At 71.6% G+C, this 23,561-nt stretch carries 19 protein-coding genes and 1 tRNA gene; 7 read left to right on the plus strand and 13 right to left on the minus strand.

All coding sequences use genetic code 11. From position 1 onward, the window contains the following. Positions 1-21: 21 nt before the first annotated feature. Genes ACLIN4_RS14140 through hutU form a run of 3 tightly spaced genes read right to left on the minus strand, consistent with a single transcriptional unit; the run spans position 22 to position 4,276 of the window. Entirely contained in the window at positions 22-1,374 is a 1,353-nt protein-coding gene (locus ACLIN4_RS14140; RefSeq protein WP_290012621.1) for a formimidoylglutamate deiminase, read from the minus strand. Beyond that, positions 1,371-2,588, minus strand: coding sequence for an allantoate amidohydrolase (locus ACLIN4_RS14145; protein WP_411575841.1), 1,218 nt, complete (start codon positions 2,586-2,588; stop codon positions 1,371-1,373). Before ACLIN4_RS14145 ends, ACLIN4_RS14140 begins: the two co-directional genes overlap by 4 nt. Beyond that, positions 2,585-4,276, minus strand: coding sequence for a urocanate hydratase (gene hutU / locus ACLIN4_RS14150; protein WP_107478312.1), 1,692 nt, complete (start codon positions 4,274-4,276; stop codon positions 2,585-2,587). The genes ACLIN4_RS14145 and hutU overlap by 4 nt, the downstream gene beginning before the upstream one ends. A gap of 168 nt (positions 4,277-4,444) precedes the next feature. Here hutU and ACLIN4_RS14155 point away from each other — a divergent pair, with 168 nt between their 5' ends. Beyond that, the gene (locus ACLIN4_RS14155) at positions 4,445-5,833 is read left to right on the plus strand and encodes a diaminopimelate decarboxylase (RefSeq protein WP_290012618.1); all 1,389 of its coding nucleotides are present in this window, start codon (positions 4,445-4,447) and stop codon (positions 5,831-5,833) included. 102 nt (positions 5,834-5,935) lie between these two features. Here ACLIN4_RS14155 and ACLIN4_RS14160 read toward each other — a convergent pair whose 3' ends face one another. Further along, positions 5,936-6,520, minus strand: a complete 585-nt coding sequence (locus ACLIN4_RS14160) for a hypothetical protein (protein ID WP_382052145.1) — start codon at positions 6,518-6,520, stop codon at positions 5,936-5,938. Between the two features lie 228 nt (positions 6,521-6,748). Continuing rightward, the gene (locus ACLIN4_RS14165) at positions 6,749-7,615 is read right to left on the minus strand and encodes a MurR/RpiR family transcriptional regulator (protein ID WP_107480443.1); all 867 of its coding nucleotides are present in this window, start codon (positions 7,613-7,615) and stop codon (positions 6,749-6,751) included. Between the two features lie 189 nt (positions 7,616-7,804). On the opposite strand from ACLIN4_RS14165, the gene ACLIN4_RS14170 reads away from it, so the two are divergent. Further along, positions 7,805-8,233, plus strand: a complete 429-nt coding sequence (locus tag ACLIN4_RS14170) for a hypothetical protein (protein WP_107489154.1) — start codon at positions 7,805-7,807, stop codon at positions 8,231-8,233. Between the two features lie 419 nt (positions 8,234-8,652). On the opposite strand, the gene ACLIN4_RS14175 is transcribed toward ACLIN4_RS14170, so the two are convergent. Continuing rightward, positions 8,653-10,038, minus strand: a complete 1,386-nt coding sequence (locus tag ACLIN4_RS14175) for a cystathionine beta-synthase (protein ID WP_107480444.1) — start codon at positions 10,036-10,038, stop codon at positions 8,653-8,655. Positions 10,039-10,219: 181 nt separating this feature from the next. Here ACLIN4_RS14175 and ACLIN4_RS14180 point away from each other — a divergent pair, with 181 nt between their 5' ends. The 3 genes from ACLIN4_RS14180 to ACLIN4_RS14190 all read left to right on the plus strand — a co-directional run bounded on the left by ACLIN4_RS14180 (position 10,220) and on the right by ACLIN4_RS14190 (position 13,797). After that, entirely contained in the window at positions 10,220-11,245 is a 1,026-nt protein-coding gene (locus ACLIN4_RS14180) for an SGNH/GDSL hydrolase family protein (protein ID WP_100048373.1), read from the plus strand. A gap of 236 nt (positions 11,246-11,481) precedes the next feature. Next, positions 11,482-12,702, plus strand: coding sequence for an acetyl-CoA C-acetyltransferase (locus ACLIN4_RS14185; protein ID WP_307652709.1), 1,221 nt, complete (start codon positions 11,482-11,484; stop codon positions 12,700-12,702). 294 nt (positions 12,703-12,996) lie between these two features. Beyond that, positions 12,997-13,797, plus strand: coding sequence for a hypothetical protein (locus ACLIN4_RS14190; protein WP_307652708.1), 801 nt, complete (start codon positions 12,997-12,999; stop codon positions 13,795-13,797). 34 nt (positions 13,798-13,831) lie between these two features. On the opposite strand, the gene ACLIN4_RS14195 is transcribed toward ACLIN4_RS14190, so the two are convergent. Continuing rightward, positions 13,832-14,113 carry a hypothetical protein gene (locus ACLIN4_RS14195; RefSeq protein ID WP_179342498.1) on the minus strand — a complete coding sequence of 94 codons (282 nt, stop codon included), beginning with the start codon at positions 14,111-14,113 and terminating at the stop codon, positions 13,832-13,834. A gap of 133 nt (positions 14,114-14,246) precedes the next feature. Here ACLIN4_RS14195 and ACLIN4_RS14200 point away from each other — a divergent pair, with 133 nt between their 5' ends. Next, complete coding sequence (locus ACLIN4_RS14200; RefSeq protein ID WP_100048370.1) at positions 14,247-14,477, plus strand: DUF4287 domain-containing protein; 231 nt, start codon at positions 14,247-14,249, stop codon at positions 14,475-14,477. A 91-nt stretch (positions 14,478-14,568) separates the two neighbouring features. Here the strand turns inward: ACLIN4_RS14200 and ACLIN4_RS14205 are convergent, their stop codons facing one another. The 6 genes from ACLIN4_RS14205 to ACLIN4_RS14230 form a co-directional block, all read right to left on the minus strand. Continuing rightward, positions 14,569-15,483 (minus strand): Bax inhibitor-1/YccA family protein, encoded by a 915-nt coding sequence (locus ACLIN4_RS14205; protein ID WP_107478218.1) that lies wholly within the window; start codon positions 15,481-15,483, stop codon positions 14,569-14,571. Positions 15,484-15,651: 168 nt separating this feature from the next. Then, on the minus strand, positions 15,652-16,827 hold the full coding sequence (locus ACLIN4_RS14210; RefSeq protein ID WP_381941523.1) for a 4-hydroxybenzoate 3-monooxygenase: 1,176 nt from the start codon (positions 16,825-16,827) through the stop codon (positions 15,652-15,654). 358 nt (positions 16,828-17,185) lie between these two features. Then, positions 17,186-18,334, minus strand: a complete 1,149-nt coding sequence (locus tag ACLIN4_RS14215) for a glycosyltransferase family 4 protein (RefSeq protein ID WP_107478216.1) — start codon at positions 18,332-18,334, stop codon at positions 17,186-17,188. Next, on the minus strand, positions 18,331-18,882 hold the full coding sequence (locus ACLIN4_RS14220; RefSeq protein ID WP_289908947.1) for a hypothetical protein: 552 nt from the start codon (positions 18,880-18,882) through the stop codon (positions 18,331-18,333). Before ACLIN4_RS14220 ends, ACLIN4_RS14215 begins: the two co-directional genes overlap by 4 nt. Before the next feature lie 214 nt (positions 18,883-19,096). Further along, entirely contained in the window at positions 19,097-21,322 is a 2,226-nt protein-coding gene (locus tag ACLIN4_RS14225) for a bifunctional glycosyltransferase/CDP-glycerol:glycerophosphate glycerophosphotransferase (RefSeq protein WP_373420304.1), read from the minus strand. A 942-nt stretch (positions 21,323-22,264) separates the two neighbouring features. Continuing rightward, positions 22,265-22,351, minus strand: a tRNA-Leu gene (locus ACLIN4_RS14230). 405 nt (positions 22,352-22,756) lie between these two features. Here ACLIN4_RS14230 and ACLIN4_RS14235 point away from each other — a divergent pair. Beyond that, positions 22,757-23,527, plus strand: a complete 771-nt coding sequence (locus ACLIN4_RS14235) for an ABC transporter ATP-binding protein (RefSeq protein ID WP_073729216.1) — start codon at positions 22,757-22,759, stop codon at positions 23,525-23,527. Positions 23,528-23,561: the final 34 nt, after the last annotated feature.

The raw sequence follows: 23,561 nt of genomic DNA on the forward strand, positions 1-23,561 counted from the left end.
GGGGGCGGGAGCGGGCGTTCGTTACTGGGCGCGCAGGGCTTCCACGGCCCGCGCGAGGGTCTGCGGCACTTCGGGGACGAGGGTGTGGACCCCGTCGCGCACGACGTGCCGTCCGCCCACGATCGTGTGCCGTACGTCCGCCGCGGTCGCCGCGAAGACGGCCGTCTCGGCGCCGAGCCTGGGCAGCGGCCCCGCCGTTCTGACCGAGTCGAGGGCGATGGTGGCGAGGTCGGCGCGGGCCCCGGCCTCGATGGTGCCGGCGTCGTCCCAGCCGAGGGCGGCGTGCCCGTCGGCGCTCGCGGCGCGCAGCAGGGCGGCGGCGGTCCAGTGGCCGCGGGTGCGGGTGCGCAGGCGTTCGTTCAGCTCCATGGCGCGCGCCTCCTCCAGCAGGTCGACGACGGCGTGGCTGTCGGAGCCGAGGGAGAGCGGGGAGCCCGCCCGCTGGAGGGCGGCCGCCGGGCCGATGCCGTCGGCGAGGTCCCGCTCCGTGGTGGGGCACATGCAGGTGCCGGTGCGGCTGCCACCGAGCAGGGCGATGTCCTCGTCGGTGAGGTGGGTGTTGTGGACGCCGGTGGTGCGGGGTCCGAGGACTCCGTGGTCGGCGAGGAGCCGCGTGGGGGTGCAGCCGTGGGCGTCGCGGCAGGCGTCGTTCTCGGCGGTCTGCTCGGACAGGTGCACGTGCAGCGGCGCCCGCCGCTCCTCGGCCCAGTGCGCCACGGTCGCCAACTGGTCGGCGGGCACGGCCCGTACGGAGTGGATCGCCGCCCCGATCCGTGCGTGATCCCGTTCCTTGAGAACTGAACAGCGTTGCGCCCAGGCTTCCGCCGTCCCGTCGGAGAAGCGGCGCTGGTGGGGGTTCGGGGGCTGCCCGAAGCCGGAGGACAGGTAGCAGGTGTCGAGGAGGGTGATGCGGATGCCGGCGTCGGCGGCGGCCTGGATCAGGGCCTCCCCCATGGCGTTGGGGTCGGCGTAGGGGGTGCCGCCGGGGGTGTGGTGGACGTAGTGGAACTCGCCGACGGTGGTGATGCCGGCCAGGGCCATCTCGGCGTACACCGCGCGGGCGAGGTCGAGGTAGGTCTCCGGGGTCAGTCGGTCGGCGACGGAGTACATCACCTCGCGCCAGGTCCAGAAGGTGCCGCTGCCGACCTGGACGGTGCCGCGCAGGGCGCGGTGGAAGGCGTGGCTGTGGGCGTCAGCCAGCCCGGGGAGGGTCAGTCCGCGCAGGACCTCGGCGCCCGGGGGCGGGGCGGGGACGTCCGTGCGGACGGCGGCGATGCGGCCGTCGCCCACGTCCACGGCGACTCCCGGCTCGACATGGGTGCCGAGCCAGGCGTGCTCCAGCCAGTACGTCCGGGTCCGGTCGGTGGTCGTCACGTGCGGGCCAGCCCTTCCAGTACGTCGGCGAGTGCGGTCACCCCGGCCACGCAGTCGTCCTCGGTGGCGTGCTCGGCCGGGGAGTGCGAGACGCCGGTGGGGTTGCGTACGAACAGCATGGCGGTCGGGACGCGTCCGGAGAGGATCCCGGCGTCGTGTCCGGCGCCGGTGCCGAGCACGGGGACCTTCAGCTCCGTGTCGCTGCCCAGGATGCGGGCGAGTTCGTCGCGCAGGGCGTGGTCGAACTCGACGACGGGGGTGAAGGACTCGCGCTCGACGGTGAGGTCGACGCCGTGGGCGGCGGCGTACTCGCGGGCCGCCTTCTCGATGGCGGTGACCACGGTGTCCAGGCTCGCCTGGTCGGCGGCTCGGGAGTCGAGCCAGCCCCGGACGAGGGACGGGATGGCGTTGACGCCGTTGGGCTCGACCGCGATCTTGCCGAAGGTGGCCACGGCACCGGCGAGTTCGGCCTCGCGGCGGGCGGCGAGGACGGTCTCGGCGTAGGACGGCATGGGATCGCGGCGGTCGGCGAGTCGGGTGGTGCCGGCGTGGTTGGCCTCGCCCCGGAAGTCGAAGCGCCAGCGTCCGTGCGGCCAGATGGCGGACGCGATGCCGACGCGGTCGCCGGACAGGTCGAGGGCCCGGCCCTGTTCGACGTGGAGTTCGACGAAGGCGCCGATGCGGGAGAGCCGTTCGGGGTCGGGACCGATGCCGTCCGGGTCGTACCCGGCGGCCTCCATGGCCTGCGGGAGCGTGACGCCGTCGCCGTCGGTCAGGCGGTGGGCCTGTTCGACGGTGAGCGCGCCCGCGGTGAGCCGGGAGCCGACGCAGGCGAGGCCGAAGCGGGCGCCCTCCTCGTCTCCGAAGTTGACGATGCCCAGCGGCCTGGTGAGCTGCGCTCCCCTGCCGCGCAGCTCGTCCAGGGCCGCGAAGGCGGAGACGACGCCGAGGGGGCCGTCGAAGGCTCCGCCGTCGGGGACGGAGTCCAGGTGGGAGCCGGTGACGACGGCGTTCCCGGCGGCCGGGTCACCGAGCCAGGCCCACTGGTTGCCGTTGCGGTCGACCTCGTAGGCCAGCCCGCGCGCCTCGGCCTGCTGCCGGAACCAGGCCCGGCAGTCGGCGTCGGCCCCGGTCCAGGCGTAGCGCCGGTAGCCGCCGGAGGCGGAGCTGCGGCCGACCGGCAGCAGCTCCGCCCACATGCTGTGGAAGCTCACGCGTCGCCACCCTCGTGCGCCTCGGGCGTCGCGCCGCCCTCGCGCATCGGCACCCGCACGCCCCGCTCCCCGGCGACGGTCTCCGCGATGTCGTAGCCGGCGTCGACGTGCCGGATGACGCCCATGCCGGGGTCGTTGGTGAGGACTCGGCGGATCTTCTCGCCGGCGAGCGCGGTGCCGTCGGCGACGGTGACCTGCCCGGCGTGGATGGAGCGGCCCATGCCGACGCCGCCGCCGTGGTGGAGGGAGACCCAGGAGGCGCCGGAGGCGACGTTGACCATGGCGTTGAGCAGCGGCCAGTCGGCGATGGCGTCGGAGCCGTCGAGCATCGCCTCGGTCTCGCGGTAGGGGGAGGCGACGGAGCCGCAGTCGAGGTGGTCGCGGCCGATGACGATCGGCGCGGCCAGCTCGCCGCTGGCGACCATGTCGTTGAACCGCTCGCCGGCCCTGTCGCGCTCGCCGTAACCGAGCCAGCAGATGCGGGCGGGCAGGCCCTGGAAGTGGACGCGCTCACCGGCCATCTTGATCCAGCGGGCCAGCGACTCGTTCTCCGGGAAGAGGTCGAGGATCGCCTTGTCGGTCCTGGCGATGTCGGCGGGGTCGCCGGAGAGGGCGGCCCAGCGGAAGGGGCCCTTGCCCTCGCAGAAGAGCGGGCGGATGTACGCCGGTACGAAGCCGGGGAAGGCGAACGCGCGGTCGTACCCGGCGAGCTGGGCCTCACCGCGGATGGAGTTGCCGTAGTCGAAGACCTCGGCGCCGGCGTCCTGGAAGCCGACCATGGCCTCGACGTGCCGGGCCATGGACTCGCGGGCACGGGTGGTGAAGCCCGCCGGGTCCTTGGCGGCGGCGTCGGCCATGTCCTCGAAGGCGATCCCGGTGGGCAGGTAGGCCAGGGGGTCGTGGGCCGAGGTCTGGTCGGTGACGATGTCGATGGGGGCGCCCATGGCGAGCAGCTGCGGCACCAGCTCGGCGGCGTTGCCGAGGACGCCGATGGACAGCGGCTTGCGCCGGTCGCGGGCCTCGGTGGCGAGCTGGAGGGCGTGGTCGAGGGAGTCGGCCTTGACGTCGAGGTAGCGGTGCTCGATGCGGCGGTCGATGGCGCGCGGGTCGCAGTCGACGCAGATGGCGACGCCGTCGTTCATCGTCACGGCCAGCGGCTGGGCGCCGCCCATGCCGCCGAGGCCTGCGGTGAGGGTGATGGTCCCGGCGAGGGTGCCGCCGAACTTCTTGGCGGCGACGGCGGCGAAGGTCTCGTAGGTGCCCTGGAGGATGCCCTGGGTGCCGATGTAGATCCAGGAGCCGGCCGTCATCTGGCCGTACATGGTGAGGCCCAGGGCCTCCAGGCGGCGGAACTCCTCCCAGTTGGCCCAGTCGCCGACGAGGTTGGAGTTGGCGATGAGGACGCGCGGGGCCCACTCGTGGGTCTGCATGACGCCGACGGGGCGGCCGGACTGGACGAGCATCGTCTCGTCCTGCTTGAGGGTCTCCAGGGTGCGGACCATGGCGTCGAAGGACCGCCAGTCGCGGGCGGCCTTCCCCGTCCCGCCGTAGACGACGAGCTTGTCCGGGTGCTCGGCGACCTCCGGGTCCAGGTTGTTCTGGAGCATCCGCAGGGCGGCCTCCTGCTGCCAGCCCAAGGCGCTCGGCGTCGTACCGCGCGGCGCGCGAACGGGGCGGGGTCCGGACATGGTCTGCCTCCTGGTGGCTTGCTCCCGGCGGATTGTTACTGCGGATATTCACATACTCGCCTCGTGAATAGAACTAGTCAATACGTTCGTGTCCCGGCGCGGGCGCGTCGCGGGTGTTTGGCTGGATGTACGGATGTGTGGGCAGGCAGCGAGGGGACGGAGGATCACGTGAGCGACGGCACGGACAGGAGCGGGGACGTCGGCGGCACCGAGGAGCAGCGGGCCGCGCGGCGGGACGAGGCGGTACGGGCGGCTGTGGAGCAGGGCCTCCTGGGGCCCGACACCCCGATCGTCGGGCTGCTGGACGTCGCGGGCATCCGGGAGTCGGCGGCGGCGCTGCGGGCGGCGTTCGACGCGGTGACGGCGCCCGGGACGCCGGTGCTGCACGCCTTCGCGGTGAAGGCGACGCCCCTGGTACCGGTGCTGCGGCTGCTGCACGAGGAGGGTGTCGGCGCCGAGGTCGCGAGCCCGGGCGAGCTGGCCCTGGCCCGGGCGGCCGGGGTTCCCCCGGAGCGGACGGTGCTGGACTCGCCCGCCAAGACGCCGGGCGAGCTGCGGGAGGCGCTGGCGCTGGGCATCGCGGTCAACGCGGACAACCCGCAGGAGCTGGCGCGCATCGACGCCCTGATGGCCGGGGGGACGAGCCGCTCCCCGCTGGGAATCCGGGTCAACCCGCAGGTCGGCGGCGGTTCCATCGAGGCGCTGTCGACGGCGACGGCGACCTCGAAGTTCGGGGTGGCGCTGCGCGACGAGGGCGCCCGCGAGTGGGTGATACGGGCGTACCTGGACCGGCCGTGGCTGACCCGGCTGCACGCGCACACCGGCTCCCAGGGCATCCCGCTGACGCTGATGGCCGAGGGCGCGGCCGAGACGTACGCGCTCGCCGAGGAGATCAACGAGCGGGCCGGGCGCCGGCAGGTCGACACCCTCGACATCGGCGGCGGACTGCCGGTGAACTTCTCCTCGGACGAGACGACCCCGACCTACGCCGAGTACGCGCGCGTGCTGCGCGACGCGGTGCCGGGACTCTTCGACGGGCGGTACGGGCTGGTCACCGAGTTCGGGCGGTCACTGCTGGCCAAGCACGGCACGGTGGTGGCACGCGTCGAGTACGCCAAGAGCGCGGGGGGCCGGCCGGTCGCGGTGACGCACGCGGGCGTGCAGGTCGCCACGCGGACGGTGTACGCGCCCGGGGCGTGGCCGCTGCGGATCGCCGCGTACGACGGCAAGGGGCTGCCGAAGGCGGGGGCGGACGTGGTGCAGGACGTGGCGGGGCCGGCGTGCTTCGCGGGCGACCTCCTGGCGACAGGGCGTGCGCTGCCGCTGCTGGAGCAGGGGGACTACGCGGCGGCGCTGGACACGGGGGCGTACTACTTCGCGCACCACTACGCGTACAACTCGCTGGCGCGTCCCGGGGTGTACGGGTTCGTGACCGGCGGCCCCGGGGGTGTCGGCTTCGCGACCGTGCGGGAGCCCCAGGCCGTGGAGGAGATCGTGGCCGAGGCGGGAGGGGCACACGTCGACGCGCTGACGTCGGCGCGGCGGGAGGCCCGGTAACCGCGCCCACCCGCCGGTACGTCGCGGCAGGCCCGCGCTCACCCGCACGGCCGCGAAGGACACCGCCCCGCGCCCCTAGTGGGGCGGTGTGCCGACCGCCCGTCAGACCAGCGCCGCCGCCTTCCGCCGCGCCCCGCCCGGGGCGGCGTCGCCCGCCGCGATGCCCGTGCTGCGGTAGGCCTTGACCGCCTTCCCCGCAGGGCGGCCGGCGCCCCGGACGAGCCAGTCGACGCGGACCCACAGGAGGGCTTCCCCGGCCTGTTCGCGGCGGCCGATCCAGGCGGACTTCAGCCACAGGCCCACGCCGCAGCCGGCCATCAGCAGTCCGGCGGCGGCGGGGACGGCGAAGCCGCTGCCCAGGGCGGCGAGGAAGGCGAGGAGCAGCCACCAGCGATGACCCCGGCGCCAGTTGCGCACGGTCACCGCGCGGTCCTGGAGCACGTCGTGCTTGCCCGCGCGGGCGGCCGAGCCGGCCAGGGCGGTGTACCGCTTGCGGCGTGCGGTGGCGACGACGGCCGTCGCGACGACGAACAGCGCGGCACCGGCCAGGCCACCGATCCGCCGCCCGGTCAGCCCCGGCACCAGCACCCCGATGCCCGCCGCGAACACGCCCAGCCACCACAACGGCGCCGCTCCCGCCCGTACGACGACGGCGACCCGAGCCAGCCCCTGTCCTCCGCGCGCCACGTCCGGCCTCCTGTCCCGTTCTGCTGTCTGCGATGCGTCTGAAGGGTGTGCGGCGACGCAGATTAACGGGAGAAGCTGAGACGAGTCTGAGAACACGGCCACGGTGCGGGCTCCGGGCCTCCACAACGGCCACCGGTGCGGGCTCCGGGTCGCGCCGCCACGCCCACGCGCCGCCACACCCTGGCACCCCCGCGCCCCCCACGCCCGCGCCCCACGCCTCCGCGCGACTCAGTCGACGAACAGCCCCCGCGCCGCCGCCTTCGTGTCGAACTCCTCCAATCGCGCCTGGGCGTCCGGCAGGTCGTCGCACATGCTCTCCAGCAGCACCCGGCCCAGCAGCATCGGCGCGCAGGCGGTGTCGAAGGCGAGCCCGGTGCCGACGGCGGCGGGCAGCAGCAGGTCGGACACCTTGGCGACCGGCGCGAAGGCCGAGTCGGCGACGGTCACCACCGTCAGCCCCGCCTCCTTCGCGTGGGAGAGCGCGTCGACGACCTCGCGCGGGTGGCGGGGCAGGGCGAAACAGAGCAGGGCGCTCGCCCCGGCCCGGACGGCGGCGTCGATGCGGTCGTGGAGCATCGTGCCGCCCTCGTCCAGGAGCCGGACGTCCGCGTGGACCTTGGCGGCGAAGTAGGCGAACCCGCGCGCCTGAGCCGCCGCCGCCCGCAGTCCGAGCACCGGCAGGGGCCGGCTCGCGGCGAGGGTCCGGCCCGCCTCCCGCACCGGCCCGGGGTCGGCGAGCGCCTCCGCCAGGTGACGCAGGTTCTCGATCTCGGCCTCGACGGCCTGCTGGTACTCGTTGCAGGAGCCGGACTCCGCCACCGGTTCGGCAGGGGCCACCTCCCGCAGGTGGCGGCGCAGCGCCGGGTAGCCGTCGAAGCCGAGGGCGACGGCGAAGCGGGTCACGGACGGCTGGCTGACCCCGGCCAGCTCGGCCAGTTCCACGCTGGACAGGAAGGGCACCTCGGAGGCGCGGCGCACCATGCTGTGCGCGATGCGCCGCTGGGTCGGCGTCAGCCGGTGCCCCTCGAACAGCGCCTGCAGCCGCACGGCCGGGCTGTCGGTGCCGTTGCCACCGGTGCCGCTGGTCCCGCTCATGAGGTGCTCCCCCTCGCCCTATTTCATCCCTATTCAGGTACCCCGATTCCTGCATACCGTTATACAGCTATACGGCGAGACGGCGTCCGGCACGACGTGCGGCGCCCCTCCCGCCCGCCCCCGCCGGAAACGGGGGCTAACCCCAGTGCCGCCGGCGCCCCGGCTCCCTACCGTGGGGTCATGACCGGAATGGACGGGCGGGACACCGACCTCAAGAAGGAACTCGACGCCACCCTGCAGACCCGCAGGGAGCTCGGGGAGGAGTACGAGTCCGCGCTGGTCGACTCGTTCCTGGAGAAGGTCGACCAGCGCATCGACGGAGCGGTCGAACGCCGGGTGCGGCGGCAGTTGGCCGAGCAGCAGATGGCGGCGGCCCGCGACAGCCGGTCGCCGAGGCCGACGGACTCCTTCGGGGAGCGTTTCGGCTTCGGCATCGTCTCGCTGGTGCTCGCGGTCCCGCTGTCCGCGATCGGCGGCGGCGTCGCCGACCTCCCCGGGCTGCTGGTCGCCTGGGCCGGCATCGTCGGGGTCAACGTCGTCCAGGTGGCACGGACCAACCCGGGCCTGTTCTCGGGCCGCCGCCGTGCCGAGAGCAAGGGCGAGACCTGGGACGAGTAAAGGCCCGAAGCCCGAGAACCTGACGGGCCGACGGGCCGACGGGCCGACGGGCCGACGGGCCGACGGGCCGACAAAAGACTGCGCGGGGACCGCCGCACCCCCATCACTGGGGGGCGGGACGACGGCGGTCCCCGCGGTGGACGCGCGCGGTGCCGGGCCTCGCGGCCGGGCGGCGCGTCCGTGGCGTCCTTGGAGGTCCGGGAGCCGCTCCGGAAGGTCCGTGACGCCGTACGGCGCCGGCGGGACCGGGGAGCCGCTCCCGTTCCCTGCCGACACCCACTACTGTGCCGGTCCCGTGTTAAGCCACTGCTGCGTGAACATGTCGCGCACGTACCACTTCCGCGAAGTCCACGAAGATCACCGAACAGGCCGGCCCGGCACCCGGAACCGGCCGTTCACCGTGCGGCCACCACCGGTTCTCAGTTCCCCTTGGCCAGGAAGGACAGCAGGTCCTGACGGCTCACCACACCGGTCGGCTTGCCCTCGACGAGGACGATCGCCGCGTCGGCCGCGCCGAGCACCGACATCAGGTCGGCGACGGGCTCGCCGGAGCCGACCTGCGGCAGCGGGGAGGACATGTGCTTCTCCAGCGGGTCCTCCAGGGAGGCCCGCTTGGCGAACAGGGCGTCCAGCAGTTCGCGTTCCACGACCGAGCCGACGACCTCGGCGGCCATCACGTCCGGGTGGCCGGCGCCGGGCTTGACGATCGGCATCTGCGAGACGCCGTACTCGCGCAGCACCTCGATGGCCTGGCCGACGGTCTCGTCCGGGTGCATGTGGACGAGGGAGGGGATGTGGCCGCCCTCCTTGTGGTTCAGGACGTCGGCGACGCGGGCGCTCGGGCCGGCGTCCTCCAGGAAGCCGTAGTCGGCCATCCACTCGTCGTTGAAGATCTTGCTGAGGTAACCGCGCCCGCTGTCCGGGAGGAGTACGACCACCACGTCGTCCTCGCCGAGCCGCTCGGCCACCTCCAGCGCCGCGACGACCGCCATGCCGCAGGAGCCGCCCACCAGCAGGCCCTCCTCCTTGGCGAGGCGGCGGGTCATCTGGAAGGAGTCCTTGTCGGAGACGGGGACGATCTCGTCCGCGACGGTACGGTCGTACGCCGTCGGCCAGAAGTCCTCACCGACGCCCTCGACGAGGTACGGGCGGCCGGAACCGCCCGAGTAGACCGAGCCCTCGGGGTCCGCGCCGATCACCTTGACCGCGCCGTCGCTGACCTCCTTCAGGTACCGGCCGGTGCCGGAGATGGTGCCGCCGGTGCCGACGCCGGCGACGAAGTGGGTGATCTTCCCCTCCGTCTGCTCCCACAGCTCGGGGCCGGTGGAGTGGTAGTGGGAGAGCGGGTTGTGCGGGTTGGAGTACTGGTCCGGCTTCCAGGCGCCCGGCGTCTCGCGGACCAGGCGGTCGGAGACGTTGTAGTAGGAGTCCGGGTGCTCGGGGTCGACCGCCGTGGGGCAGACGACGACCTCGGCGCCGTACGCGCGCAGCACGTTGATCTTGTCGGTGGACACCTTGTCAGGGCAGACGAAGACGCACTTGTAGCCCTTCTGCTGGGCCACGATCGCCAGGCCCACGCCCGTGTTGCCGCTGGTCGGCTCGACGATCGTGCCGCCGGGCTTCAGCTCTCCGCTCTGCTCCGCGGCCTCGATCATGCGCAGGGCGATGCGGTCCTTCACCGAGCCGCCCGGGTTGAAGTACTCGACCTTGGCCAGGACGGTGGCCCTGATGCCCTTGGTCACGCTGTTGAGCCGCACCAGCGGGGTGTTGCCGACGAGGCTGATCATCGAGTCGTGGAATTGCACCGTGGTCTCCGGATGCCGCAAAGGATGTGGTCGTTTATCGGTCCGGCCAGCCTATGGCCTGCCCGACCGCCCGCGCCCCGTGACGGTCTTTCACTCCCCCGTTCACTCCCTGTTGAGATTGGGCGACCGTCCGTACGGGGCAAGGAGTGGGTGTACGGGTTGGAGGAGGTGGCGGCGACGTATGACGAGCATGTCGAGGGCGCGGGTGGCCCGGCGGATCGCGGCCGGCGCGGCGTACGGCGGCGGCGGCATCGGACTGGCCGGTGCGGCCACGGTCGGTCTGCTGCTGGCGGAGGTGCAGCTGGCCAGGCGCCGGGTCGGCATCGGGGGACCCGACCGGGTGCCGAACGCGCGGGGCCTGTACGGCGGCGGCCTGCCGACGGCCGGTGAGCCGCCCCTGCGGCTGATGATGCTGGGCGATTCCACGGCCGCCGGGCAGGGCGTGCGCCGGGCCGGGCAGACCCCGGGCGCGCTACTCGCCTCGGGGCTCGCGGCTGTGGCGGAGCGGCCGGTGGAGCTGGGCTCGGTCGCGCTGCCGGGCGCCTGCTCGGACGACCTGGACCGGCAGGTGGCCCTGGTGCTCGCCGATCCGGGCCGCACCCCCGACATCTGCGTGATCATGATCGGGGCGAACGACGTCACCAACCGGATGCCGCCCACCCGCTCGGTCCGTCACCTGTCGGCCGCGGTACGGCGGCTGCGCACGGCCGGCGCGGAGGTGGTGGTCGGCACCTGCCCCGACCTGGGGACCATCGAGCGGGTGCGGCAGCCGTTGCGCTGGCTGGCCCGGCGCGCCTCGCGGCAGCTGGCGGCGGCGCAGACGATCGGCGTCGTGGAGCAGGGCGGGCGCACGGTGTCGCTGGGCGACCTGCTGGGCCCGGAGTTCGCCGAGAACCCCCGGGAGCTGTTCGGGCCGGACAACTACCACCCCTCCGCCGAGGGGTACGCCACCGCCGCGATGGCGGTACTGCCGTCGGTGTGCGCCGCGCTCGGCCTGTGGCCGGCCGAGGAGGAGCGCCCCGACGCGCTGCGCCGCGAGGGCTTCCTGCCGGTGGCACGCGCGGCGGCGGAGGCGGCGTCGGAGGCCGGCACGGAGGTCGCGGCCGCGATGCCGTCGGGGCCGCGGGGACCCTGGGCGCTGCTGAAGCGCCGGAGGCGCCGGAGGGTTTCGGAGGCCGAGCCGGCGCCGTCGGTTCAGCCGAGGTAGGGGCGTGGCGCCGCCCGGCGCTGCCGGGTACCGCTGCGCCCGCCCGTGCCGCCCTTCGGGGGTCTCCCAGGGCGTTCGGTCACTGAGGGAGGCACGACTGTCCGCGACCGGGCCAGCAAGCCAAGCAAGCGCTTAGAAAGTTGCGGTCCATGTCACACCGTCGCACCCGTGACCCAAGCCATACGTCCGGGTAACTTCCCCAGCAGCCGCCACAACCCCTCGCCACTGGAGCCGTGATGCCCGAAGCCGTGATCGTCTCTGCCGCCCGCTCCCCCATCGGCCGCGCCTTCAAGGGCTCCCTGAAGGACCTGCGCCCCGACGACCTCGCCGCCACGATCGTCCAGGCCGCCCTCGCCAAGGTCCCCGAGCTGGACCCCCGGGACATCGACGACCTGATGCTCGGCTGCGGCCTGCCCGGCGGCGAGCAGGGCAACAACCTCGGCCGGATCGTCGCCGTCGAGATGGGCATGGACCACCTGCCCGGCTGCACCATCACCCGGTACTGCTCCTCGTCCCTGCAGACCTCCCGCATGGCTCTGCACGCCATCAAGGCAGGCGAGGGCGACGTCTTCATCTCGGCCGGCGTCGAGATGGTCTCCCGGTTCGCCAAGGGCAACTCCGACAGCCTGCCGGACACGCGCAACCCGATCTTCGCCGAGGCGGAGGCCCGTACCGCCGCCGTCGCCCAGCAGGAGGGCACCACCTGGCACGACCCGCGCGAGGACGGCCTGGTCCCCGACCCGTACATCGCGATGGGCCAGACCGCCGAGAACCTGGCGCGCGCCAAGGGCATCACCCGGCAGGACATGGACGAGTTCGGCGTCCGCTCGCAGAACCTCGCCGAGGAGGCCATCAAGAACGGCTTCTGGGAGCGCGAGATCACCCCGGTCACGCTGCCCGACGGCACGGTCGTCTCCAAGGACGACGGCCCCCGCGCCGGCGTGACCCTGGAGGGCGTCCAGGGCCTCAAGCCCGTCTTCCGCCCCGACGGCCTGGTCACCGCCGGCAACTGCTGCCCGCTCAACGACGGCGCCGCCGCCCTCGTGATCATGAGCGACACCAAGGCCCGCGAGCTGGGCCTGACCCCGCTCGCCCGCATCGTCTCCACCGGCGTCTCCGGCCTCTCCCCCGAGATCATGGGCCTGGGCCCGGTCGAGGCGAGCAAGCAGGCCCTGTCCCGCGCCGGGCTGACCATCGACGACATCGACCTGGTCGAGATCAACGAGGCGTTCGCCGCGCAGGTCATCCCCTCCTACCGCGACCTCGGCATCCCGCTGGAGAAGCTGAACGTCAACGGCGGCGCGATCGCCGTCGGCCACCCCTTCGGCATGACCGGCGCCCGCATCACCGGCACGCTGATCAACTCCCTCCAGTGGCACGACAAGCAGTTCGGCCTGGAGACCATGTGCGTCGGCGGCGGCCAGGGCATGGCCATGGTCATCGAGCGCCTGAGCTGACCGCCCCGGCGCACCGACTGAGGCACCGTCAGTAGCACCCGTGGGACCCAGCGTGACACGGCGGCCCGGAACCCTGTTCGCCCGGGGTTCTGGGCCGTTTTGTGACCCAATCTCCCTCAGGATGTGACCTACCTCTCCCGCCCCCTTGATTTACGCAGGTCAGACCAGCCACACCCCTCCCTTCCGGGTCCAAAGTCCTGTCCGTTTCGTGACGTTACGCACTGACAGACGGTTAGTCCTCCCTTCAAGCTGATGTAGGAAGTCGGGGGTCGACTTTGAACCGGGAGTACGTCAGTGAGCGCCATGCCGATCGCCCTGCTGCTCACCACGGCCGCCACCGGCGCCGTGGGCGTCGCCGTGCTGCGCAGCATTCTGGTGCTGCGCCGGCAGGTGACGGCCCTGCGCACCGAGCTGGCCGAGAGCCGCGCCGCCGCCACGCGGGGCCGCGTGCCCGCCGCCCGCACCACCGCCGACGCCGAGGAGATACGCGCCGCCGTCGCGGATGCGCTCGCCGAGGAGCGGGAGCGGGAGCTCGCCGAGGCGCGGGCCTTCTGGGCCGCCCAGGAGTCCCGGGACGCCTCCGACGCGCCGCTGCTGCTCGGTCTGGCCGACAGCGAGCTGTTCCTGCCCCGCCAGACCGACTTCGTGGGTATGGAGCCCGTGGCCGAGCCGGGGACGGACAGCGACGAGGCGGCCACGCAGGACGCGGGGTCGCTGGAGTCCGCCGAGCTGGCCGCCGCCCGCCGCAGGCACCCCTCGCACCCGGACTTCGTACCGAATCCGTCACCGGCCGTGGGCGACCACGAGAGCACTGTCGCCACCCTCGAGGAACTGGCCGAGTCGAGTGTCGCGCTGGCCGACGTCCGCCCGGGCCCGCTGGGCACGCTGGACGTGTACGTCTTCGCCGACGGGACCACGCTGTGCATGACCCCGGGCCACCGCGAGACCGCGGAGCGCCTGGCCGCCGCGCTGGTCGCGGGCAAGACGCCGTACCTGCTGGGCGGCTCGGGGATCTCCGGCGCCTACACGCTCACCTTCGCCTGCGGCGAGGAGAACGTCTACATCCTGGCGGACCGGGTCATCGCGTCCCTCTAGCCGCTCCGGGCGTCCGGGGTCCGGGGGCCGGACGTCAGACCCCGGCCCGCTTGCGGGCCTCCTCCACCAGCCGCACCGCCTCTTCCACTTGGCCCTCGTCCGTCAGTACGAGGGCCAAGTCGTGTGCGGCGACGGCGATCTGGTCGGCGGCGGCGAACATCCCCGCGTCCGGCATCTCCCTCGGCTCCGTCCCCGGTTCCTCCACGAGCTGGGCGCGCCGGGCCAGCTCCCTGGCCAGCTCCAGCGCCTCGGCGGCGGCCCCGCGTTGCAGCCGGCTCTGCGGGGCGGCCCGCAACCGGTCGGCGAAGTCGTCCACGGCACGGGTCAAAGGCGTCGTATCAACCACGGCGCGAGCGTACGCGCCCCTCCGGGACTGTTGCCAACGGGCGAACGCTCAGGCACGGTGACCTGAAGGACCGGCTTACATCCCCTTTCGCCCGGAGGCGCCGATGTCCCAAGTCTTCTCCGAGGAGACCCATCGCAACATGCTCGCCCGCATCCCCCACTGCACCGGTCGTGAGATCTCCGACTGGCTGCGCGCCGTCGACGACGGCCCCGCCCTCCTCCGTTTCGAGGAGAAGGTCAGCTGGCTCCGCCACGAACACAACCTCGCGTACGGCCACGCGAAGGCGATCATCCACGAGTACGACCTGAGAAGGGCCGCGCGCAGGCTCGGCTGAGCGCGCGCCGCCACCACGACGACGAAGGGCCCCGGGCGGCAAGCCCGGGGCCCTTCACTGTCGACCTGCGTCCGCCGTCGCGGACCGACCGCTAATCGTTGCTGTTCAGGATCGCGATCAGCCGCAGGAACTCCAGGTACAGCCACACCAGCGTCAGCGTGAGGCCGAAGGCGGCGAGCCAGGCCTCCTCGCGCGGGGCGCCGTAGGCCAGGCCGTCCTCGACCTGCTTGAAGTCCATGGCCAGGAAGCAGGCGCCGAGGATGATGCCGACGATGCCGAAGACGACACCGAGCGCACCGCTGCGGAAGCCGAGGCCGTCACCGCCGCCGAAGACGGCGAACAGCAGGTTCACCATCATCAGGAAGACGAAGCCGAGCGCGGCCGCCATGACGAAGCCGTAGAAGCGGCGGTTGACGCGGATCCAGCCGGCCTTGTACGCGATCAGCACACCGGCGAAGACCGCCATCGTGCCGATCACCGCCTGCATGGCCGCGCCGTCGGCGATGCGGTTGTCCACGACGCTGGAGACGACGCCGAGGAAGACACCCTCGAACGCCGCGTACGTCAGGATCAGCGCGGGCGACGCCTTGCGCTTGAAGGACTGGACGAGCGCCAGGACCATGCCGATCAGCGCGGCACCGATACCGATGCCGTAGGACCGGCCGATGTTGGCGTCGTCCACGGGCAGCAGCGCCCAGGCGAGCGCGGCGGTCACGATGAGCGTGCCGAGCGTGCTCGCGGTGCGGATGACGACGTCGTCCATCGTCATCCGGCCGGTGCCGGCAGGCGCCTGCGGCGGCGCGCCGTGCTGCAGGTCCTGCTGGGCGTACGGGTTCTGCGCGTACGGGTTGGCGCCCGTGGGCTGGGCGTACGGGTTGCCCTGCGCGTACGGGTTGCCCTGGGTGGCGACAGCGGGGCCCCCGGCCTGCGGCGCGGTGTTGAAGCCCGCGTAGCCGTTGTCGCGGCTGAACCCCCGTCGCGAGAAGACCGGGTTTCTGCTCCTCATTTCACTCCTCCATGGCCACACTGCGCAGCCTTGGCTCAAGAGTAATGGAACGGCAAAGGAATGACCCTACTGCTTGGGGAGGATCTTTCCCTGCTCCTGCGGGTCAACACGCTACGCGGATCAGTGATTCCCCTCACGGCCGGGGTCGGTCGGGCGGCCCCGCGCCGCTCACCCGATCGGGAATCCGGTGTAGGCCTCGGCGAGGTCGGTCTCGGCGGCGCGGGAGGAGGCGATCCGCTCCAGGCGGGCCAGCTGGAGCCGGTCCTCGAAGGGGGTGGCGTCGGGGGCGCGGTGCAGGAGCGTCGTCATGTCGTACGAGAACCGCTCGGCCTGCCAGACACGGCGCAGGCAGGTGGCGGAGTAGGCGTCGAGCAGTTCGGCGGACCCCGTCTCCCGCCGGTGCGTCAGGGCGCGCGCGAAGGTGACGACGTCCCCGACGGCGAGGTTGAGGCCCTTGGCGCCGGTGGGCGGCACGATGTGCGCGGCGTCGCCGGCCAGGAAGAGGCGGCCGTGCCGCATGGGCTCGTGGACGTAGGAGCGCATCGGGGTGACCGACTTCTGGGTGATCGGCCCGCGCCGGAGCGTCCAGTCGTCGTCCGTCTCGAAGCGGCGCTCCAGCTCGGTCCAGATCTCCTCGTCGCTCCAGCTGTCGGCGTCCGTGTCCCCGGGCACCTGGAGGTAGAGGCGGGAGACGGACGGGGAGCGCATGGAGAGCAGGGCGAAGCCGCGGTCGTGGCGGGCGTAGACCAGCTCGTCGTGCGAGGGCGGGACGTCGGCGAGGATGCCCAGCCAGCCGAACGGGTACGTCCGCTCGAAGGTGCTGCCCAGCCCCGCCGGGACCGCCGCCCGGGCCACTCCCCAGAATCCGTCGCAGCCGACGACGTAGTCGCACTCCAGCACGTCCTCGACACCCTCGTGCCGGAAGCGGACGCGCGGGCGGTCCGTCTCGGCGCCCTCCACGGCCAGCGCCTCGGCCTCGAAGAGGAGCGGGCCGCCCTCCTTGAGCTGGAGGGCGATGAGGTCCTTGCACACCTCGGTCTGGGCGTAGACCATGACGGACTTGCCGCCGGTGAGCGCGGGGAAGTCGACTCGGTGGCGGCGCCGGTCGAACCGCAGCTCGATGCCGTCGTGACGCAGCCCCTCGCGGTCCATCCGCTCCGCCGCCCCGGCCGCGCGCAGCACGTCCACGGTGCCCTGCTCCAGGATCCCGGCGCGCTGCCGCCGCTCGACGTAGGCGCGGTCGCGGCTCTCCAGGACGACCGATTCGATCCCCGCGTTGTGGAGCAGGCGGGCGAGGAGGAGCCCCGCGGGGCCGGCCCCGATGATGCCGACGGTGGTGCGCATCGGTCGTTCCCTTCGATTGGCGTCGTTGCCGAGTCGTCTGTTCGCGTAGTGAACTTTCCTTCACCAAGCGCTCGGCTGAGTCTCCGACCGCAGGACGCCGCTGTCAACGGTCAGCGGCCAAGTCGCCGCGGACCACCGGGCGGGTGGACCGCCGGGGAAGCTGACCGTGTCACGCAGGGTGACCGTGTGCAGTTCGGCGAAGAACCTGCCGCAGTTGCTCCACGGCCCGTCTGCTTGAGGTCAGGCGGTGCGAGGTGCGCATACGTCACGGCGCCGACCAGCCGTCTGGCTGGTCGGCGCCGTTCACGGGGAAGCGTTACCGAGCCGGACTCGGGGCGGGACCCGGCACACCCGCTCTTCACTTCGCGGCGGTCAGGTCCTCGTAGAGGCTCTCCCAGGACTTGGTGACGACCTCGGGGCCGTATTCAGCGGCCTTCTGCAGGGCCGCCCGGGAGAGCCTGCGGCGCAGCTCCCGGTCCTCGATGAGGCGGACGATGGCCGCGGCCAGGGCTTCCACGTCGAGTTCGGGGACGAGCAGGCCGTCCACGCCGTCGGCGACGAGTTCCCGGGGGCCGACCGGGCAGTTGAAACTGACCACGGGAAGGCCGCAGTTCATGGCCTCCAGCAGCACCATGCCGAAGCCCTCGGACTTGGAGCTCATCGCGAAGACGGAGCCCTTCGCGAATTCCTCGTCGAGCTTGCGCGTCGGGCCCATGAGGAAGACGTGGTTGTACAGGTGCCTGGTGCGGATGAGTTTGCGCAGGGCCTCCAGCTCCGGGCCGTCGCCGTGGACGCGCAGGGTCCAGTCCGGGTGGGTTTCCACCACTCGGCCGAACGCCTCGATCAGCTTGTCGACGCCCTTGTTGCCGTCGAGCCGTCCGGCGCTGACGACCATGGGCCGGGAGAGGTCGCTGCGCGGGACGTCCAGGGAGTGCAGCGCGTTCGGGATGCGCTCGACGCGGACCTGGGGGAACGCCTCGGCGTAGGCGGCGCGGTCGGCCTCGGTGAGGCAGACGAGCGCGTCCATCTTCACGTAGGCGGCGTCGATGGCCTCGCGCCACTCGCCCTTGTGCGTGGACAGACCCGCGTGCTCCTGGACGACCCGGACCAGCGACGGGTCCGTGAACTCGGCGATGACCAGGTTGATCGTGGGCCGGGTGCCGACCACGATCCGGTCCTCCAGCCCCTTGAGGAAGCGGATCATCGCGCCGATGCGGCGACGGCTGTCCACGTTCTTGGAGAGGCCTGCCGGGAACCGGTCGTGCCAGGAGGTGTCCTCCGGGCCCTCGTACCCGTCCCAGTCCACGTACGAACCGGATCGGTTGTCGATGAGCGCGGTCACCTTCACCCGCGGATCCAGCGGGAAGGGCGGCTCCTCGTGGTAGCGCAGCATCGTCGCGATCTCGACGTCGTGGCCCCGCTCGACCATGGCGTTGGCCTGGTTGAACACGGTACGGACAGTGCCACCGACGCCGAACGCGTTGTAGATCAGGTAGGTCAGCTTCATGTGGCGCTCCGGTTGGCGTCGTCGCGTCGGGCGCAGCGTATGGAGAGGTCGTCGCCATCGGTGTAGTACGGCAGCACGGCGACTCCTGCCCTGTACTGCTCGGGGAACTTCACGATCTGCTTCTTGCCCGGCATGTCGTCGAGGTGACGGCCGACGCGGAGGACCAGCTTCTTGCCGCCTCGCGTCGCGAGGAGATGCAGGTCCCAGTGCTCGCGGGGCAGCGCGTCCCAGACGGCCAGGTCACTGACGGGCACGACGGCCTCGAAGCGCGCGCCGTCGTTGACGACGGGGAAGTGCAGCTGCCGCGGGGTGGGCGGCGACGTGCGGGTGACGGTGTGCCTGAGCCTGTCCTTGAACCGCTGGACACCGGTCACGACGGGGAGCTCGGGGCGTTCCCGGGACGTGAGGCGCAACGTCCACGACTTGTCCACTGGGACGTCGTCCGACACTCCGCCGACCATGACCGTCCCGAGGATGCGGATGTGGCCGTCGCGCGGCCAGACCCGACTTATTTCGGCGTGGGACCGCACCCCGGCGCTGGCTTGCATGGCCACCTTCTCTTCGTCTTCCTGTCATGGTTCCCACCCCTGAGGGAGGCGAGAGGTCAGGCAAAGCAGCGGAGCCAGTCCGCTCGGTGCCGTCCGGCTCCTCGAGGGTGGCAGGACGGGTCTGTGCACGCGCGTACCAGGGTCTCGACGCCCCGGGGTCCGAGCGTCGGCACGCGCTCCTCCACGGGGCGGCGCCGACGCTCCGGCCGGTGATCTACGCGGCCTTGACTCCCCCGGCCACGGGCTCCTTGGCGTCCCCCGTCCGGACGGCCGTCGGCGAGGGAGCCGGCGTGCGCTCGTCCAACGGCACGACCGGCAGGTTCTCCGCCGGCTCGCCCAGGATGATCTGCCGTATGACGCGCTCGGCCGCCATGCCGTCGTCGTACTCGCAGAACTTGCGGCGGAAGGCGTCCCGCAGAGTATCGGACCGCCCGTCCTTCCAGGCACCGCTGACGAATATGTCGTGCAGTTCGTCCTGGGTGCGTGCGACGTGGCCGGGCGGCTCCTCCATCAGGTCGAAGTACACACCGCGAGCGGCCTTGTACGCGTCCCAGTCGTTGGCGTAGATCACGATCGGCCGGTCGAGGTTGGCGTAGTCGAACATGATGGACGAGTAGTCCGCCAGCAGCACGTCCGCGGCGAGCTGCAGTTCCTCCGAGGACGTGTGGGAGGTGACGTCGATGATGCGGGCCGACGCCTCCGAACCTCGCAGTTCCGACGCCCGCTCGTAGAAGTGGTGTCCTCGCATCAGCACCACGTAGTCGTCGCCGAGCGCTTCGGCGAGGCGGTCGACGTCGAGCTGGGGGACGAAGCGCGTGGTGTAGTCCCGGTGGGTCGGCGCGTAGAGGACCGCGATCTTCCCCTCCGGAATGCCGAGCTCGTCCCGCAGGCGGCGGACGTCCTCGCCGGTCGCCGTGTAGAAGATGTCGTTGCGGGGGTAACCGCTCTCCAGCGGGGCGAAGGAGCACGGGAAGGCCCGCTCCCAGATCTCCGACGAGAAGCGGTTGGAGGCGATGCAGAAATCCCACCGGTCCGAGCGCTGCAGGAGGTTCTTGAAGTTCATGCCCTTGGCGGCGACCGGGTGGGCCAGCATGTGGATGCCCATGTGCTTGAGCGGCGTACCGTGCTGTGTCTGCACGTGGACGGTGCCGGGCCGCTTGACGAAGCGGTCCTCGAAATTGACGTTGTTGAAGAAGTACTTGGCGCGCGCCATGACCTCCCAGTACCTGGCGGTCCCGGGTATCACGTAATCGGTGCCGGGCGGGAGCTTCTTCACTTCCTCCTGCTTGGCGACCACCACACCCTTGATGTGGGGGGCTATCTCCTTGGCCTTGGCATGCAGCGCAGCGGGGTTGCACACGTAACCCCGGCCCCAGTAAGCCGAGTAGACGGCCAGATTCTGGTCGATCGGCTCCTTGAGGGCGGCTTCGTACAGGCGGTCCATGCGCTTGCCCGCGACCTTCTTCCGCGTGGCACGGACGGTCTTGCGGACCTTGCGTCGGCCTTGGTTGGCCACCTTCAGAGTCTGGTAGACCGGGTAGGCGCCGCGCGCGATCAGTGCGTGCCGGATGCCGGTCTCTCCCTCGGGCCGGACGTAGTCCGCGGGCAGGTAACGGCGGTAGTGGCGATGCGCCATGGCGAAGAACTCGGCCCGCAGTTCATTGGGCACCCGGTTGGGCTTCGCCAGGATGGCGATGAAGTGGTCGATCATCTTGTTGAAGAGCCAGGGCCGCCACGACGCGAGAGCCGGGTCGCTGTCGAGGAAGGTGAAGACCCGCTGGTACTGGTCGAAGATGTCGAAGTGCTTGCGGCTGACCGTGCGCAGGATGTTGCCCTGGCGCCGCTGGCGGTAGTGGACGACGACATGGTCGAGGGCGGCCATCCGTTCGGCCGACATCAGGACCGGGAAGGTCCAGGGAGTGTCTTCGTAGTATCCCGGCGGGAATTGGAACCCGCGCTGTTCGACGAATTCGCGCCGGTAGACCTTGTTCCACACCACCATGATGAGGTTGAGGAATTCAGGCCGCTGCTTCGCCGTGAAGACCTCCGGCCCCTCCGTCCGGAAGACCGAGGCCAGGCTGTTGCGGGTCTCCCCACCCCACCAGAATGTGCGCGCGTAGTCGAAGATCAGCACGTCCGGGTCGGAGGTCTGTGCCAGTCGGTCGGCTATGAGCTGCAGCGAGTCAGGCGTAAGCGTGTCATCGCTGTCGAGGAAGAAGAGGTAGTCGCCGCGAGCCATCTCCATACCCGCGTTCCGCGCCCGTCCCAGACCCACGTTCTCGGGCAGGTGAAGCGCCCGGACCCTCTCGTCGGCCTCGGCGTACTCGTCGACGATCTCTCCGCAGCGATCGGGCGAGCAGTCGTTGACAGCGATTACCTCGATGTCACGGAAGGACTGCTCAAGGACGGAATCAAGGCACTCCCGCAAGAAGGACTGCACTTGATAAATCGGCACAATCACACTGATTCGCGGCTTCGACACGCCTTGCTCTTCCAATCCTTCGACCCCGCCGGTTCGCTGTCCGGGTCGGGTGCCGGGTCCGGCTCTTGAGTTTTCGTCACCCGAACGGCTTCACGGACAGGCGCGCGGTTGACAGATGAGGCACCATACACCGACAAACAGTTCACGTGTTAGACGCAAGTCCGACACCTCGCCTTGAGGGACTGGACGAGTCATGTGACCTGAGTCATGGCTCCGTAGCCGCCGGTGACGGCCCCGCAGACGGGGCCACAGGAGGGCGGTGTGCCTTTGAGCACGTGAAACGCCAAGTCGCGGACATCTGCCATCGAGTCGGCGGGAACGAGGGCTTCCGACCCGCGGCCTTCATGGCGCCGCCGGCCCCCTGCACAGCCCCGGATGCGGTAGGAGAAGTCTCACGCTCCGGGAGCGGTACCCACGCCGGACTCAGGCTGAGCACGGGCCGGTCCGCAGCACCTGTCGGCCCGCCGGCGACCTACGCCCCTGCCCGGCGGGGGGGCAGCCCGGTGGACCCCGGGCCGGCACGGTGCACCGACCGGCCGCCGCATCGGCAACTCCGACCCGAGACCATTCCGCGTGACGCCCGCAATCAGAATGGAACGGCCCCGAGAAGACATCTCAGGGAGCATCTCGGATTCAAAGGTGAATCGAGCAGGCATCGCCGCTCTCGCGCCGCAGCCGCCTTCCTTGTCGGCCGACAGCATTGCCACCGGGTAGAAACGGTCCGGACCGATGCGTCGGTGACTCCGGACGCCAGGCAGCGCCTCGATCCCGGGCGGGCGGGCCGCGACCGCACCCCGTCCGGGGGCCTCCGAGACGCCGCGCTCGCGCTGCACCCCCGTGACTCGGGCGCGAGTGCCGCCCCCGATCCGCTCTGCGCCTGCGCCATGCCGCAGTACGCGGTGGTGCCCGGAGCCGGACTTGAACCGGCACGCCCGCGAAGGGGCAGCGAGGTTTAAGCTCGCCGTGTCTGCATTCCACCATCCGGGCAGGCCATGGGCTCCGCGTCGAGTCCTCCGAGCCTATCGGGGCACGTCCCCCGAACAGGGGGCGGGCGTCCCGATGTTGTCTTATTTTATTGGCGCCTGAGGGGGCATCAGCTCCGGGGCCGGGCCATCCTCACTTGCCAACAGCCTTGCCCGTGACGCTCGGCCGCGCATGCGGAATGACGGAATTTCACCGTCTCTACAAGGGCGCCCGCCCCGTTCCGGTACCCAGTCCGCGGCGCCCGGCGGGTCAGGGTCGACCGTCATCCTCAGGTAGTACACCCGCTCTCGCCGTCCGACCGAAGTCGCCCCTCGGAACCGGAACAGCGGCTGACTACACGGCGTCCCGCGGCCGGAAGGATGGAGAACGTCCCCGAACACACGCCGTACCGACAGGAGCGCCCTTCCCGTGACCACCGCACCCATCGCCGACCGGTCCACCACCGTGGCCGCGCGCGCCACGGAGCTTTCCAAGATCTACGGCCAGGGTGAGACCCAGGTGGTCGCCCTGGACCGGGTCTCCGTCGACTTCCGGCAGGCCGAGTTCACCGCGATCATGGGCCCCTCCGGCTCCGGCAAGTCCACGCTGATGCACTGCGTCGCCGGTCTGGACACCTTCTCCTCCGGTTCGGTGCGCATCGGCGACACCGAACTGGGCTCCCTCAAGGACAAGCAGCTCACCAAGCTGCGCCGGGACAAGATCGGCTTCATCTTCCAGGCGTTCAACCTGCTGCCGACGCTCACCGCCCTGGAGAACATCACCCTCCCGATGGACATCGCGGGCCGCAAGCCGGACAAGCAGTGGCTGGACTCCGTGATCCAGATGGTCGGACTGTCGGGGCGACTCGGCCACCGGCCCTCGCAGCTCTCCGGCGGCCAGCAGCAGCGGGTGGCCGTGGCCCGGGCGCTGGCCTCCCGGCCGGAGATCATCTTCGGTGACGAGCCGACCGGGAACCTCGACTCCCGCTCGGGCGCCGAGGTGCTGGGCTTCCTGCGCAACTCGGTGCGCGAGCTCGGGCAGACGGTGGTGATGGTGACGCACGACCCGGTGGCCGCCGCCTACGCGGACCGGGTGGTCTTCCTCGCGGACGGACGCATCGTCGACGAGGTGTACGGGCCGACGGCCGACTCGGTGCTGGACCGCATGAAGCGGTTCGACGCCAAGGGCCGCACCAGCTGACGTCCCGCCCGCCTCCCCCGTACGTCTGGACAGA

Origin of the sequence: Streptomyces mutabilis (assembly GCF_046628145.1) — a bacterium.
In the GTDB taxonomy this organism is placed as follows: domain Bacteria; phylum Actinomycetota; class Actinomycetes; order Streptomycetales; family Streptomycetaceae; genus Streptomyces; species Streptomyces mutabilis.

Coding starts and splice junctions, on each gene's coding strand:
- hutU (WP_107478312.1), bottom strand. CDS start 4,276: ATGTCCGGACCCCGCCCCGTTCGCGCGCCGCGCGGTACGACGCCGAGC.
- ACLIN4_RS14165 (WP_107480443.1), bottom strand. CDS start 7,615: ATGAGCGGGACCAGCGGCACCGGTGGCAACGGCACCGACAGCCCGGCC.
- ACLIN4_RS14170 (WP_107489154.1), top strand. CDS start 7,805: ATGGACGGGCGGGACACCGACCTCAAGAAGGAACTCGACGCCACCCTG.
- ACLIN4_RS14180 (WP_100048373.1), top strand. CDS start 10,220: ATGACGAGCATGTCGAGGGCGCGGGTGGCCCGGCGGATCGCGGCCGGC.
- ACLIN4_RS14185 (WP_307652709.1), top strand. CDS start 11,482: ATGCCCGAAGCCGTGATCGTCTCTGCCGCCCGCTCCCCCATCGGCCGC.
- ACLIN4_RS14200 (WP_100048370.1), top strand. CDS start 14,247: ATGTCCCAAGTCTTCTCCGAGGAGACCCATCGCAACATGCTCGCCCGC.
- ACLIN4_RS14205 (WP_107478218.1), bottom strand. CDS start 15,483: ATGAGGAGCAGAAACCCGGTCTTCTCGCGACGGGGGTTCAGCCGCGAC.
- ACLIN4_RS14210 (WP_381941523.1), bottom strand. CDS start 16,827: ATGCGCACCACCGTCGGCATCATCGGGGCCGGCCCCGCGGGGCTCCTC.
- ACLIN4_RS14215 (WP_107478216.1), bottom strand. CDS start 18,334: ATGAAGCTGACCTACCTGATCTACAACGCGTTCGGCGTCGGTGGCACT.
- ACLIN4_RS14220 (WP_289908947.1), bottom strand. CDS start 18,882: ATGCAAGCCAGCGCCGGGGTGCGGTCCCACGCCGAAATAAGTCGGGTC.